This is a genomic window from Legionella israelensis (genome assembly GCF_004571175.1).
GTDB classification, from domain to species: Bacteria; Pseudomonadota; Gammaproteobacteria; order Legionellales; family Legionellaceae; genus Legionella_D; species Legionella_D israelensis.
The window spans coordinates 228,930-243,761 of record NZ_CP038273.1; the positions used below are offsets into that span (position 1 = coordinate 228,930).

Consider the following 14,832-nt stretch of genomic DNA (forward strand, 5'->3'; position numbering starts at 1 on the left):
CTATGCATCGATTATCGATAAAGCAATTATCCGAAGCACTTCATCAACGTGAAATATCGAGTGTTGAACTGACGCAATATTTTTTGAAACGAATCGTACAACATCAGTCATTAAATGCTTTTATCTGTACAAATGAAGAACAAGCTTTACAAAAAGCAAAAGCTGCAGATCAGTCTATTCAGAAAGGTCAGACCAATACCTTAACAGGCATTCCCATGGCTCACAAAGATATTTTCTGCACAAAACACCTGCCAACCACATGTGCATCCAACATGTTATCTCATTATGTATCCCCTTTTGATGCAACCATAGTAAAAAAGCTGGATGAGCAAGGAACAGTGATGCTCGGAAAAACCAATATGGATGAATTTGGCATGGGTTCTTCCAGTGAAAAGAGTTTTTTCGGTGCTGTGCAAAATCCCTGGGACACTTCACGGGTTGCCGGCGGCTCCTCTGGTGGATCGGCTGTGGCTGTAGCAGCTTCTCTCATACCATTTGCCACAGCCACAGATACAGGCGGCTCCATAAGGCAGCCAGCCGCTTTTTGCGGCATTTCAGGGATTAAACCCACTTATGGTTTATTATCACGCTATGGTATGGTGGCTTATGCTTCAAGTCTTGAACAGGCAGGGCCAATGGCGAGAAGCGCCGAAGATCTAGCCTATATTTTACAAGCCATGGCAGGACATGATCCTAAAGATTCAACTTCCGTCAATCACAGCATTCCCGATTATAGCCTTAACCTGAACAAACCTTTAGCCAATTTGCGAATCGGCCTCCCCTCTTGTTTTTTTCGACCAGGAGTGGATGCTAACGTTCAACAATTGATTTATGATGCTGCAAAGCTCTATGAGCAGGAAGGCGCTGAAATTGTTGAACTGAATTTAACACTTGAATCTTTATGGGTTCCCTGTTACTACGTGATTGCCTGTGCTGAGGCATCATCCAATCTTTCACGCTATGATGGCATCCGTTTTGGTCATCGAAGTAAAAAGGCTGATACGGTACATGATATGATTAAGCATTCACGTAATGAAGGTTTTGGTTTAGAAGTTAAACGACGTATTTTAACCGGAGTCCATGTTTTATCGACCGGCTATTTTGATGCTTATTATTTACAGGCACTTAAAATACGCCGTCTCATTCAAAATGAATTACTGGAGAGCTTAAAAACGGTCGATGTCATTCTTGGACCCACTGCGCCCACTTGTGCTTTTAAGCAAAAGAAACACAGCGATCCAGTGCAAAATTATCTTGCGGATGTATTCACTGTTGCCGCTAATCTTGCCGGCCTTCCTGCAATTTCCATACCGGCAGGATTTTCTCAAGGTCTTCCTGTGGGTTTACAGTTAACCGGACGATTTTTCAGTGAAGATCAATTGCTGAACATTGCACATCAATATCAGCAACGAACACACTGGCATCAAGTTCATCCAACAGAATAAGGTTAGATATGGAATGGGATACAGTTATTGGTCTGGAAATTCATGCCCAGTTAAAAACAGTTTCAAAACTCTTTTCCGGTGCCCCCACCGATTTCGGCGCCAAGGCTAATACCCAAACCAGCTTTATCGATGCTGGCTTACCTGGTGTTTTACCTGTATTGAATAAACAAGCCGTCTTTTTAGCTGTTCGATTTGGTCTTGCAATTGATGGAGAAATTAATAATTTTTCAACCTTTGAGCGAAAAAATTATTTTTATCCTGATCTGCCAAAAGGATATCAAATAAGCCAATATCAACGACCAATTATCAGCAATGGTTATCTGCTTATTAATGAGGGATTCAAAAATCAAAAACAAATATTGATTAGCAGAGCTCATCTGGAAGAAGATGCGGGTAAGTCAATACACAATATTCATAACCATTATACAGGTATTGACTTAAATCGTGCTGGCACCCCTTTACTTGAAATTGTAACGGCTCCATGCATGAATTCAGCCGACGAGGCCATTAGCTTTTTGAAAAAACTTCATTTGTTGGTTAGGTTTCTTGATATTTGTGATGGAAACATGCAGGAAGGTTCTTTTCGCTGTGATGTTAATTTATCCCTTAAGCCAAAAGGCTCAGAAAAATTTGGCACTCGTGCCGAGTTAAAGAACCTTAACTCTTTTCGATTTATTGAAAAGGCTATTTTATATGAACAAGCCAGGCAACAGGAGTTGTTGGAAAATGGTCAACCTGTACTTGCACAGACACGATTATTTTGTCCGGAGACAGGAACCACCCAATTGCTCAGGAAAAAAGAAACGGAAGCTGACTACCGCTATTTCCCTGACCCGGACTTATTGCCAATTCATATCACGAGTGAAGACATTGAAAAAATAAAAAACAATATGCCTGATCGACCAGAGTGCATAAGAGCAGAAATGGCAAAAAATCCATTAATGACTGAGGAAGATATACAGTTTATTCTTTCCTCACCTGCCGTATATCGTTTTTTTATTGCCATCAGAGGACAGACAAAAGCTGATGAAAAACTCATTATTAACTGGCTAAAAGGCCAATATACAGCGGCCCTTAATGAAACGCATCATAATTTTGAAAAGCCTCCCGTAGCCGCTTCACAAATGGCCGCCCTTCTTAATTTATTAACGGAAAAAAAAATCAACCATCACATGGCAAAAATAATATTTTCCAGACTCTGGGCTGGCGAAACAAACGTAGAAAAAATAATGGAAACCGAAGGTTTTCAACAACAGGATGATGACTTACATCTTCGAAAATTAATTCAAGATACGATAAAAAAATACCCTCAGCAGGCCGCAGATTATAAAGCTGGAAAAGAAAAGCTTCTTGCTTTTTTTGTGGGGCAAATCATGAAGCAAAGTAAAGGAACAGCAAACCCTGAACAGGTTAATCAATTATTCAAAGAAGAACTCAAGAAATAAGGAAAAGACCGTTCAAAGAGGATGGGTTAAAATCCTGGCTGACAATTGCTCTTAAGTGCGGTTAAAAAATCATGCTTTGATTGTAAGAGATCAATCTCCTGCCTTGAACAGACGTATTTGGTCCATCTTGCGCTTTTTCAGTCTTATTTTCGTTCAGGCTCACCAAGCAGGTGCCAATCCGTTATAAAAAAGTCGGTCGATAAGCCGGGTTCTGTCGTGGGTAATCATTCATCTGGGATACACGTCACCGTATACCTCAAGCGACCTACCCGAATCCCGTACGGACCGTACGTGATGGCAAATCAGCCAAATGGATTCCTATTTGGTCTTGCTCCAAGTGGGGTTTTCCCTGCCACGACTGTTACCAATCGCGCGGTGCGCTCTTACCGCACCATTTCACCCTTACCTGTTTGTCGCTTAGCAATAACAGGCGGTATATTTTCTGTGGCACTTTCCGTAGGCTTACGCCTCCCAGGCGTTACCTGGCACTCTGTCCTGAGGAGCCCGGACTTTCCTCCCTTTGCAGGCCAGTTGAGTTTTAAATTCAACTGAGCCTGAAACAAAGAGCGATTACCTGACCGACTTTGTTATCAATACTAGCAAAATGAATAGCAAAAAGCCAGATTAAACGTCACGTGTTCCAATAAATTCATCATCAAAATAACGCTTTAACTTAGTACGTAAAGTACCGCGACTAACACCTAAAACGCGTGCAGCTTTTGATTGATTATAACGGGTTAATTCCATCACCGTGCGAAAAAGAGGAGCTTCAACTTCTTCAACTATTAATTGATAAAGATTTAAATTAGCGTTTCGATTATTCACTGTATTTAAATAGTTTTTTACAGCACTGATCACATGATTTGATAGCGCGCTTTCATTCTGCATCACATCTTGTAATACTGCATTCATTTTTTATCTCCTAACCTGATAAACATGTTAACTAATACTCTCATATGAGTCATTCATGGAGCATTGTGGACTATATAGTATCAAACATTACAATCTATGTAAATATTGATCTAATCATATTCATTTCTTAAGGGAATATTAAGTGATTTTTTGACTAATTGCAATACATCACAAACTCAATTCAGGCAATGGAATTAAAAAAACGCCAAAATGTCCATAATTAACGTGTTCACTATAAAAGCAATTATGTCTTTTATATCGCTAGACGAGTGTCATATAGAAGTAAAATGCATTGGTTTAACAATTGCAGAGTGAGATGTGCTGAATTTTAGACATTTTGGAAAATAAAGTCTGAATATGGTCCTTGCGAAGCGAAGCAATCACAGATGTTGATTAAAATCCCGTTATACTTCGCTACGACAAAAGATAGGCGCACAGAGTCTAATAAGTTGGTTTAATCAATGGTAAAACTTTCACCGCAACCACACTGCCCCGTTTGATTTGGATTATGAAATATAAATTTATGGTTCAATCCTTGTTTAACATAATCGATTTCCATCCCTTTAAGAAAAGGATAACTTTTTTTATCGATGCAAAGTAAATAATGATCTAAAAAAGGAGTCACAATATCATTATCCTCAGGCGAAGAAACATAATCAATGACATAAGACCAGCCGGAACAACCCGTTTTTTTTACAGAAAAACGAATCCCTTTATTTTCATCATTTTTAGATAAATAAGTTAAAATGTGTCTTTCTGCCGCGGGTGTCAACGAAACCATTGGCTCATTCTCATTCGAATGTTGCATCACTATTGTCATGATTTACCTCTTTTAATTTCTTTTTCATTCTCTTGATAATTTCAGTATAGATGTCCTCAATTCGTATGGCTACGGGATACTGGGTATCAGGAACGTCAAAGAGTTCAAGAATCTGCTGATAATTCCATCTTGGATGAAGATATAAGGGTTCACCTTCTAACTGCCGGCAAAGCCACTCCAACATAGCTATCGTATAAGGATTGCCTTGTGTCTTGAAACAAGCATCAGTGATTAAACCATAATGGTCACATCGTATTGATAATTCAATGATGCCACCAGGCCCGGCAAGACTGCTCCTGAAACTGACACAGTCATTATGTGCATCATTCAGCACACCCACATGCTCTGTAGAAAAAAAACAATCTTCAACTAATTTATTATACATCATATGGGTAATATTTCATGCAATCTTGATACTTGAGAATTGATAATGTCCACAGCATATCGTATGTCTTCATCTGTTGTAAATCGACCGATTGACAAACGGACCGAGCTATATGCCAACTCATCACTCAACCCCAGAGCCTTAAGCACATAAGAGGGTTGTAAACTAGCTGATGAGCAGGCAGAAGTGGTTGAAACAGCAAGATCACGTAAGGCAAGTAACAAGGAATCCCCGTCTATCCCGGAAAAACTCAGGTTGAGATTACCGGCAATGCGCTGTATATCATGACCATTCAGGCGAATACCGGACAAATGTTTAATACCTTCCCAAAGTTTTTTTCTTAAACTTAAAATACGCCTTTGTTCTTCTTCTCGAGACTGTTCCGCTAAAGCAAAAGCCTCCCCCATACCTACAATCTGATGGGTAGCTAAAGTGCCTGAACGTAATCCAGCCTCATGCCCTCCCCCAAAACTTTGTGGTTGTAAACGGACACGCGGCCTGTTTCGTACATATAATGCTCCTATACCTTTAGGACCATAATTTTTATGAGCTGAAAATGACATTAAATCAACCGGCAACTGGTGTAAGTCAATGGGCAGCTTACCTGCACTTTGAGCAGCATCCACATGGAAAAGAATGCCTTTTTCACGAACCAAATTGCCAATAGAGCTGATATCTTGAATCACTCCAGTTTCATTATTAACATGCATCACGGAAACTAAAATCGTTTCCTCCTGGATGGCTTCTGTAAGCGTCTGAAGATTAAGTAATCCATCCGGTTCTGGATCAAGATAGGTCACATGGAATCCTTCTTTTTCTAAATGCTTAAAGCTATCAAGCACAGCCTTGTGTTCTGTTTTCATGGTAATTAAGTGCTTACCTTTGCGTTGATAAAAATGAGCGGCACCTATAATGGCCAAATTATCAGCTTCCGTTGCACCGGAAGTAAAAACGATTTCCTGGGGTGTGGCATTGATGGAAGCTGCAACTTGAGAACGTGCATGTTCAACGGCTTCCATGGCTTTTTTACCATATACATGAGTCGTTGAGGCTGGGTTGCCGAAATTCATCTTCTCGTAACCCAGGTAATTCACCATCACATTTATTACACGCTGGTCCACAGGTGTTGTTGACATGTAGTCAAAATATATAGGCATGTTTCTCATATTAAAACTCCTTATTATTTATTTTGGCATATTTTAGGGCATTCTGTATTCTGCTTAGCATGCCTCGTAAAAGACGCACTTCCATATCTTCTAATTGAGCTCGATTAAACAATCGTTTTATTCGCTGCATTAATCTTCTGGGATTTGACGGTTTTAAAAATCCGATTTCCAAAAGAACATCTTTTAAATGTTGATAAAAACGTTCAATATCCTGTGCTGCTGCAAGCTTGTCAGGCCGCAATTCCACCTCTACCACAGGATTCAGTATTTTCATTCGGATTTCATAAGCAATGATTTGCACAGCCTGAGCTAAATTCAGTGAACTGTATTCTGAATTAGATGGAATATGTAAATGATAATGGCAAGACAACAGCTCCTCATTGGTTAATCCAGCATGCTCTCTGCCAAAAACCAGGGCAACTTCTGTATCATCAGGTTGGGAACTGACCAGACGGGCGCAATCTGCGGGAATCAACCCGGGCAACCCGATACCTCGTGGCCTTGCACTAGTGCCGACAATCAGTTGACAGCCAAGGAGAGCTTCCTGCAGTGAGGCTGTAACTATCGCTTGAGCGACCACATCATCAGCACCTGCCGCCATGTCGTTAGCACGTTTGTCTGGAAAAAACTTCGGATTAACCAGATATAATCTACCTAATCCCATGGTTTTCATTGCTCTTGCAGCAGAGCCAATATTCCCGGGATGGGATGTCTCTACTAACACTATACGAATGGAATCAAATCTCATTAAAACGGTTCATCTACATCATAATTGATAGTGCATAGTATACCGCTCAAAAAAAAATTTGCGACATTTATCCCGGATTATACAGAAGAGGATATTTTTAGTTTATATCGTGCTGTCAATATATTTTCTGAAGTGAAATAGATTTTAGACAGAGTGAAGCGAATAGCCCGTTTCATGAACGACCTCAACCTGAAATTGCATAAATTTAAAGCCAAAAATATAATTGATCATACGTCCTAAGCTTACAAAAGAAAAAAATATGTTAGAATCGCTTCATTTTTAAGTGAACGATACCTATATGCAACCTACACTCAATATTGCAATTAGTGCTGCAAGACAAGCCGGTGATATTATTCTTCGGCATCTAGAACAAATAGACAGGCTTAAAGTTTCTACAAAAAGTGACCATGATTATTTCAGTGAAGTGGATATCAAAGCAGAGCAGGCCATCATTAACACCATAAGAAAGACTTATCCAAGTCATGGAATTATAGCGGAAGAGAGTGGTGTATATCAGGATGATGCTGAAGCCGTATGGATTATTGATCCTTTAGATGGAACTACAAATTATCTGCATGGATATCCTTTTTTTTCCGTTTCCATTGCATTAAGAATAAAAAATCGTATTGAACATGGAGTTGTCTATGACCCATTGCGACATGAATGTTTTTCAGCCAGCCGTGGTTATGGCGCCCAGATGAATGATCGTCGTATTCGAGTATCTAAACAGACACAATTAAATGCAGCCTTGCTTGGTACAGGATTCCCCTCTCATAATCAGACATTGGCTCAGGCTTATCTACCTACTTTCGAAGAGCTTTTTAGCAAATGTGCAGGTATAAGAAGATGCGGTTCCGCCGCGCTGGATCTCTGTTATGTTGCCAGCGGGCGACTAGACGGGTTCTGGGAATTCGGCTTACGTCCCTGGGATATTGCAGCAGCTACTTTATTAATACGAGAAGCCGGCGGTTTAGTCAGTGATCTACAAGGTGGTGAAAATTATTTCAAAACAGGGAATATCGTGGCCGGCAATCCTAAAATTTTCAAAGCCCTTATACAGACTTTAATGTCAGTGACTAAGAAATAAGGTTTGCAATTAAGACTCTTCAACAAAATTATAGCTTGAATTTAACAAACATAATCTTGATGTGAGTCAGTAAGTAAAATATATCGAATGGACCGCCAAGCGGTCGGCCATCCCTCAAGCGACTTTAACGCGGTTCAATCACATTTAACTCTGCGGTTTACGGCCTATAATCTCTCTGTCTACGCTAAGCCCGCCGGGTTACCCCAAGACTCGATACACAATGAGCCAGGACAGTGCTTTCATGACTGCCCTTTCAGCAGTTAGTTATAGCGCCTCTCGGGGCGCAGAAATCGCTCTGCCTATGTCCTATGTCACATTCACGCCATTACTTTAAGACTTTCTTAAGAAAGTATTTTTTATCATAGAGTCATCATAGTTTATGGAGAACCGTGTATGCCTCAGTTTGATAATATTGATTTAAATAATTACCCAGACCCTATTAACGCTTTGGATGAAAATGAAGCGATCATTATTGGTGACTTACATGGTAATGCCTTAAAGTTAGTTTGGACACTAGTGCAATCAGGTGTAATGGTTATCGAGGAAAACGAATATGAAAAGCTCACTAACATTTATCAAACACCGGCTGAACAATTAACTTGTGAGCATATCAATTCGTTTAATCAAATCATTGCAGATGCTGAAATTACTTCTCGACATCTTAAGTTAATTGGCGATGAACTGTGCGACCGTGGCCAAAATGATTATTTTACGCTGGTTGTATTAAATAAGCTTAAGCAAGTGAATATGCCAGTTGAAATAATGCTGTCTAACCACAGCATTGAGTTTCTGACTAATTATCAAAATAACACTCTTAGAGACCCTAAGACGACAATACCCGGTTATGATAACTCCATCCAAGGATTAAGTACATTAATTAACAATAATTTAATCTCAGAACAAGAAATTACTTATTTAGTTGAAAGCGCCTACAAACCTTGCTTACGCCTATTGAGTCATAGCCATGATGAGAACAATAATCAAACTCTCTACACGCATGCGCCCTCTGCCTTAGAAACCGTTATCGCTTTAGCAAAAAAATACGGTATAAAATATCGAGGCAGTCAAGAACATTTTGCTCATTGTATCGATGCAATCAACCAATACTTTCATGATAATTTTGATCAGGAAATTGCCAGTCTTGCTGATAAATTAAATGATGAACAATTAGCATTCGGGGTAGGCAACCCCGTTTCTCTGGAACACCCTATTGTCAGGCTACTATGGCATAGGGCCGGAAACATAGAATCTATTAAAGAATTAAACTTACCCGATTGGCTAAGTACTGTACATGGCCACGAGGGTGATGTAAGACGATATTTAAATCTAATCAATAACCAAAATGCGGACCAAGAAGGCTTTGTGCCTATAGTTGTAGATGATGAAAATCCCGCACAGTCATACCATGAGCGCATGTTAAATGTCGATAATGATTTAGGAAAATATAATTTGACAGGCGCTTATCATTATCACACGACAACGGATATACCAGCAGAGCTGACTTTTGAACAACCACTGGATCTGGAGGTAGCAAGCCCCACAGCTATGCAGCGCTTCGCCTTCCAGTTAATTAGTGACTTAAAACAAGGAAACACTTTATTATTCAATGAGCAACAGGTCATTTGGGAGGCAATGAATCCTGAGAATGATCTTTCAGATATAACGGTTTGTTTAAATGAACTCACCGAAGAACAAGCACGATTAATCTATGCAGCTATTCATGAAAAAAAAGGTAGTTTAAAAGATATCATCACACAATTATTGCAAGATAGATATGAGATTAATCTTCTTGCAGAAGACGATGTTGAGCCTTTATTGGTACAAATCAATAAGGCTATCAAAGCCGCCATCGATGAACAAGAGGATGATGAATATCTGATATTTAAAGCCAATGCAAGATTTAATCTACTCATCGATGATATTCAAAGTTTAGAAAGATTAGACCTTGATAATGAGCGAAAAGAAAAATTAATTGATTTAATTAAAAGCTCAATTCTAGCCAATGGCCAAAATATAAGTGCGATTAAAAATCACATAATGGGTACTAATTTATTACTTGCTTCAGAAAATGAAAATGATCACATATTTGCTTACTTTTTACAGGATAACTGCCAACATCTCTGGTTTAGACCGATTGCTGCTTCTTTTTCAGACTTAAGTAATGACAAAAAACAAGCCATTATTACTGAATTAACCTACAGAAGAGATAATGAAGACATCAATATTGGAGATAATTTTTTTAGTCATGTGGAGCGTATAGTAAATAAATTTAGAAACCAAGAAAGGTACCACAACCGTATAGATACGGCCAGAGATTACTTAGCTGCTAATAATGTCACACTTAGTTATGCACTGGTTGAAGCCCATAGCCATATTACCTCAGAGTTAACTGATGAAAGCTATAAAGTCATTGCTCATCAACTTGCTCTAAAAGTAGAACAGTATTGTCAATCTGAAAACATTGAAACGCTGCTCTTAAGTGACTTGGAAGAATGCTACGAATATGCAAAATCATTGATTCAAGGCAATGGGGAAAATCTAAAGAATCTGGATACTGAGATTGAGGATGATTTAGAATTAGGTGAAAAGTTCAAGCGCATCGTTAATCAAAACATCACCTCCTTGTTTAATCAACATGCCTCAGCAAAAAACAAGTTAAATGAATTGGCAGATAAAATTTTTAGGATTAATCAAGAAGAGGAATCTGCAAATCCCTATAGCTTATCTTTTTTCTCAGGTAATAAGAGCAGTTACAGTTACACTGCTAGGCAACCTGAAGAAAATGACCAGGAACAAACCAGAAAGGTGTCTGTTAAGATAACGGATACCATGAAAAAAATGATGGACTGGGTGGAAAAAGCCAGGCAGGGTAAAATAACAACACGCCAGGCCCAATATCAAATTGCTCGACTTGGAAAGGAAGCTTGTCTCAAACATGGCATTTTAGACAATGATAATACAGCCAAAGGACAAGTTTATCTGTTCGCCAGTAAGCTACAAACAGATAACCCAGGATTACAAATTGAAGAACAGCTTTGTAAACAGTATTGCCTAAAAATGCGTAGCAAAATAATTCGCACCAACTGGGATATTCGTTCTCCTGCTGGAAAATCATATGAAAATAATCTCATATCACAGACGATGCATCATATGATTGAAGACATGCGCAAAGCAGCCCGCGGATTGGCCACGTGGACTCAAGTCTATAAAAATATAAAATTGAATGCAGCCCGCGCTGCATGTCGCCACGCTAATGAAGGTAAGAGGCAGGCTCGCAGCTGGGAGAAAATAGCACCTTTTAGCCTATATCATGAAATTGCAACGAGCAGCGTGTTGGAATTTTCTCATAAAGAAGCGGTTGTAACACTGGATGCAATTAAGCGTGACATGGATGCTCTTATTGAAGAAAGCAACATTCAAAAGAAAATTATGGGTTTTGTCATTGGTGGTACCACTGCTAATGTCAACCATACCAGTAATGTTTTAGGAATCCCCTCTAAGCTTAAAATTCCAAAAAATCTGGCTAAAATGTATCAGCTATACCAACAATACGCAGTGAATCCAGAATGTGCATGCCAGGCATTGGATGAAATAATGAAAGTAGCGCAAAAAGCATCGATTAATGACCATTGCCTTAGGCGCTCAGACTTACATGCCTTCTACAAGAAAGTTGCTAAAGATGAATACGCAGTTAGCGAAAGCCTGGTTTCCCCTAACCCTGATCTGTAAGCAAGGGGGCTTACGGCAATTCCCGCTGCGTGAATCTATTTCTACGGTATAAAGATAAGATTTGAAGGTTGTTGAAACTTTTTTCTTTCTGTATCATCTATAATGCTAATAAGCCGCTTTAATATAAGCGGCAATCAGTTGTATAGTGGTTTATGTTAGCATTACAACACTATTGAAGACGTTCACAAGCGTTGAACTGTTTTTATTATTTAAGATGATTTTCTCCACAGAGTCTTTCAAAATCAGCTCTCTGAAGAAGAAAATTCTGATTTTATGGAGTAATCATAATGGTATTTGGTTTATTGAATCTATCCTTTTGGGGCTATTTTTTAGCCTGTCTCGTTTTAACGCAAGTAACCATTGCCTCGGTCACTATCTATTTACATCGCTATCAAACTCATCGTGCTTTGACGCTGCATCCTGTGATCAGCCATTTTTTTCGATTCTGGCTTTGGTTAACAACCGGTATGGTGACAGCGGAATGGGTAGCTATTCATCGGAAACACCATGCAACCACCGATGCCACAGGCGATCCTCATAGCCCTACAATATTTGGTTTGAAAAAAGTATTTTGGGAAGTACCCGAATTATACCGTGAAGCAGCTAAAGATAAATGCATGATTGAAAAATATTCACATGGAACTCCAAAAGACTGGATTGAACGTCAACTGTATTCTCGCCATAGTGGCAAAGGAGTACTAATTATGCTCTTGTTGGATATGTTGTTGTTTGGTATTCCGGGAATAACTATATGGGCGATACAGATGCTCTGGATACCAATTTCAGCAGGTGTTGTTAACGGTATTGGTCATTACTGGGGTTATCGTAATTTTGAATGTCCAGACGCCTCAACTAATGTTATTCCCTGGGGATTTTTTATCGGCGGTGAAGAATTGCATAATAATCATCATACCTTTGCTTCCTCGGCTAAATTTTCGGTGAAATGGTGGGAGTTTGATTTAGGTTGGATGTACATCCGCTGTTTATCTTTTCTCAGACTTGCCAAGATTAAAAAATTACCTCCCAAATTACGCAGCGAAGAAGGTAAATGCCAGATTGATCTGGAAACTGCCAAAGCCGTCATAACTAACCGCTACCAGGTGATGTCTGATTATTACCGAAGAGTTGTCTATCCTGTTCTACTTCATGAAAAGCGCAACAGTGTAAAAAGCAAAGAGACCAAACGCTTGTTTCATCATGGTAGTCGGTTGCTAAAGCGTCAGGAGAAACTATTATCCCCGAGTGCCCATTCTCGATTGCATGACATACTGCATCATTTTGAACCTTTGCAATTAGTGTATAGTTATCGCCAATCGCTACAACAGATATGGTTGAAAACCGCATCATCCCAAAGCGAATTGCTCGAATCATTACAAATGTGGTGCAAACAGGCAGAAGAGTCAAGCTTGGATGTGTTGCGTTTGTTTGCACAACGATTAAGAAGTTATATTCCGCAAAAACCGGGTTGTTGATTTAACTGGAATGATGGTTTATACCGCTCAAACAAGAGTTTTTCAAATCGATAGCATACTCGAGGGTTATTCGTGGTATAGCTGTTTGATATTTGACCTGCCAATTTGAAGCCTGTTGAATATTGAAGCATATGAAAGTTCACTGTCAAACTTAACCCTACTTTTTCTCCCGTTCTTACAATAAAGGCCTATTTGAAAAAGATAACTTTGAATTGAATTTTTATGATAGCTCTCATATCAATGGCGCATTTTACACCCATATTGTTAATGCCCACATAATATTCATATAGAATAATTAATCTTCAAGCAGGTTATTGAGGAATAATTATGTTACCTTTGCGTTCAATCCAGAACTATATTCATAAAGATAAAGTCAGAAAAATTAAAAAAATCAGTAAGAGACAACACCGCTTTTTTACAAGCCACCCATCAAAACAGCCTCACTCTTATGAGCAGAGTGTTATGCCCTCTTCACCGGAGGACTTATATCGTATTGATCATATTAAGTTTAATTCCTACAATAACCAACCGGCAATATTAAAGTTTAATCTCCTGGAACTTGTTTGGTATCGAATTGCCAAGATACAAGGTACCATAACCCCTGAGGATATAGTACGTCATCAGGGAAGTGCTCGATTAATTGGTACTACGTCCAGTAAAGAGAGTGCTTTAAAATTGTCAAACTCCTGGCGTGCTCATCGCAATGCTATTTTGTACGTTAATCCTGCTTTTGTACAAAATCAGTTAATTGACGTTGAGGCGATAGTAAAACAAAAAGGGACTGGCTTTTATACTAAATATTCAGAACATGAGCATGCGCTAACCGCATTACCTCTTTCTGCAGTCAAGGAAATCAGATTAATTCAAAACGGGCAAACGGTAGTAAACCCTCTGTACATAGAATCAACTCCTGAGGTGATTGAAAAATTTCAAACAATACTGACAAAACAACTGATATTTCTTGCACGTCTTTATGAAGAAGGCAAAAGCATGACGAGCAGTCAACGCCAGGCTGAACTTACGGTCATCGTCGAACAGTTAGCAGAGTTTTTTCATGCAAGATTAGGACGGGAAAATCCTTTTAATATGACCCTGGTTCAATTTTGTGATCGTTATGATAGTGATAACCTAAGCAAACAATTAAGCAAACATTCAACAACAACGACTGTGTTGGAGCTACTAAAAACCAGCGGCGATGAGTTATTTATGAAAAACCACCATTACAGTAAATTGCTGGGTCAGAAAGAGCTTTGGAAAGCTATAGAACGTTCCAATGAAGAAAATGGCTACAGTTCGAGATATAGTTATTCATTTGACTAGAGCAGCTAATGATCTAAAAATGTACAACCAATATTTGAATTAGAATAGAACAAATGTATTGCTTTACATACACTTTCCATATCCCTAGGCTCGTTTGCAGGATCCAGAAATCTCTCCGCATCACTGGATTCTGCAGTCAAGAACTATGTTCAGGACGATAGCCTTTTGCTGGGTCTTTAAGAGTTGTAAAATGAAATTTTTCTTTTTTTCATCCTTTTATTGCGACTTATAACCTCTACTCTCTATTTTTATTATGTACCAGTTATATAGCTTCGATGGCAAATGACTTATAAAGGACTAATT

At 39.0% G+C, this 14,832-nt stretch carries 11 protein-coding genes and 1 other RNA gene; 6 read left to right on the forward strand and 6 right to left on the reverse strand.

Annotated features, from left to right (window positions below; genetic code table 11):
* Nucleotides 1-2: 2 nt before the first annotated feature.
* Both gatA and gatB read left to right on the forward strand, forming a co-directional pair.
* Complete coding sequence (gene gatA, locus E4T55_RS01000; RefSeq protein ID WP_058501459.1) at nt 3-1,445, forward strand: Asp-tRNA(Asn)/Glu-tRNA(Gln) amidotransferase subunit GatA; 1,443 nt, start codon at nt 3-5, stop codon at nt 1,443-1,445.
* 8 nt (nt 1,446-1,453) lie between these two features.
* Nucleotides 1,454-2,890, forward strand: a complete 1,437-nt coding sequence (gatB, locus tag E4T55_RS01005) for an Asp-tRNA(Asn)/Glu-tRNA(Gln) amidotransferase subunit GatB (protein WP_058501460.1) — start codon at nt 1,454-1,456, stop codon at nt 2,888-2,890.
* Nucleotides 2,891-3,074: 184 nt separating this feature from the next.
* On the opposite strand, the gene rnpB is transcribed toward gatB, so the two are convergent.
* The 6 genes from rnpB to trmJ all read right to left on the reverse strand — a co-directional run bounded on the left by rnpB (nt 3,075) and on the right by trmJ (nt 6,921).
* Nucleotides 3,075-3,476: RNase P RNA component class A (gene rnpB / locus E4T55_RS01010), an RNA gene on the reverse strand.
* 38 nt (nt 3,477-3,514) lie between these two features.
* Nucleotides 3,515-3,802: a helix-turn-helix domain-containing protein gene (locus tag E4T55_RS01015; RefSeq protein WP_058501461.1), complete on the reverse strand. Its 288-nt coding sequence runs from the start codon at nt 3,800-3,802 to the stop codon at nt 3,515-3,517.
* 454 nt (nt 3,803-4,256) lie between these two features.
* The gene (locus tag E4T55_RS01020) at nt 4,257-4,622 is read right to left on the reverse strand and encodes a HesB/IscA family protein (RefSeq protein ID WP_058501462.1); all 366 of its coding nucleotides are present in this window, start codon (nt 4,620-4,622) and stop codon (nt 4,257-4,259) included.
* Nucleotides 4,594-5,010 carry an iron-sulfur cluster assembly scaffold protein gene (locus tag E4T55_RS01025; protein ID WP_058501463.1) on the reverse strand — a complete coding sequence of 139 codons (417 nt, stop codon included), beginning with the start codon at nt 5,008-5,010 and terminating at the stop codon, nt 4,594-4,596. Before E4T55_RS01025 ends, E4T55_RS01020 begins: the two co-directional genes overlap by 29 nt.
* Complete coding sequence (locus E4T55_RS01030) at nt 5,007-6,173, reverse strand: IscS subfamily cysteine desulfurase (RefSeq protein WP_058501464.1); 1,167 nt, start codon at nt 6,171-6,173, stop codon at nt 5,007-5,009. The genes E4T55_RS01025 and E4T55_RS01030 overlap by 4 nt, the downstream gene beginning before the upstream one ends.
* A gap of 1 nt (nt 6,174) precedes the next feature.
* Nucleotides 6,175-6,921, reverse strand: a complete 747-nt coding sequence (trmJ, locus tag E4T55_RS01035) for a tRNA (cytosine(32)/uridine(32)-2'-O)-methyltransferase TrmJ (protein ID WP_058501465.1) — start codon at nt 6,919-6,921, stop codon at nt 6,175-6,177.
* A gap of 298 nt (nt 6,922-7,219) precedes the next feature.
* On the opposite strand from trmJ, the gene E4T55_RS01040 reads away from it, so the two are divergent.
* From E4T55_RS01040 to E4T55_RS01055, 4 genes are all read left to right on the forward strand, one after another.
* Complete coding sequence (locus tag E4T55_RS01040; protein ID WP_058501466.1) at nt 7,220-8,008, forward strand: inositol monophosphatase family protein; 789 nt, start codon at nt 7,220-7,222, stop codon at nt 8,006-8,008.
* Nucleotides 8,009-8,401: 393 nt separating this feature from the next.
* On the forward strand, nt 8,402-11,737 hold the full coding sequence (locus E4T55_RS01045; protein ID WP_058501467.1) for a hypothetical protein: 3,336 nt from the start codon (nt 8,402-8,404) through the stop codon (nt 11,735-11,737).
* A gap of 287 nt (nt 11,738-12,024) precedes the next feature.
* Nucleotides 12,025-13,209: a DesA family fatty acid desaturase gene (locus E4T55_RS01050; protein WP_058501468.1), complete on the forward strand. Its 1,185-nt coding sequence runs from the start codon at nt 12,025-12,027 to the stop codon at nt 13,207-13,209.
* Between the two features lie 327 nt (nt 13,210-13,536).
* Complete coding sequence (locus tag E4T55_RS01055) at nt 13,537-14,529, forward strand: hypothetical protein (RefSeq protein ID WP_058501469.1); 993 nt, start codon at nt 13,537-13,539, stop codon at nt 14,527-14,529.
* Nucleotides 14,530-14,832: the final 303 nt, after the last annotated feature.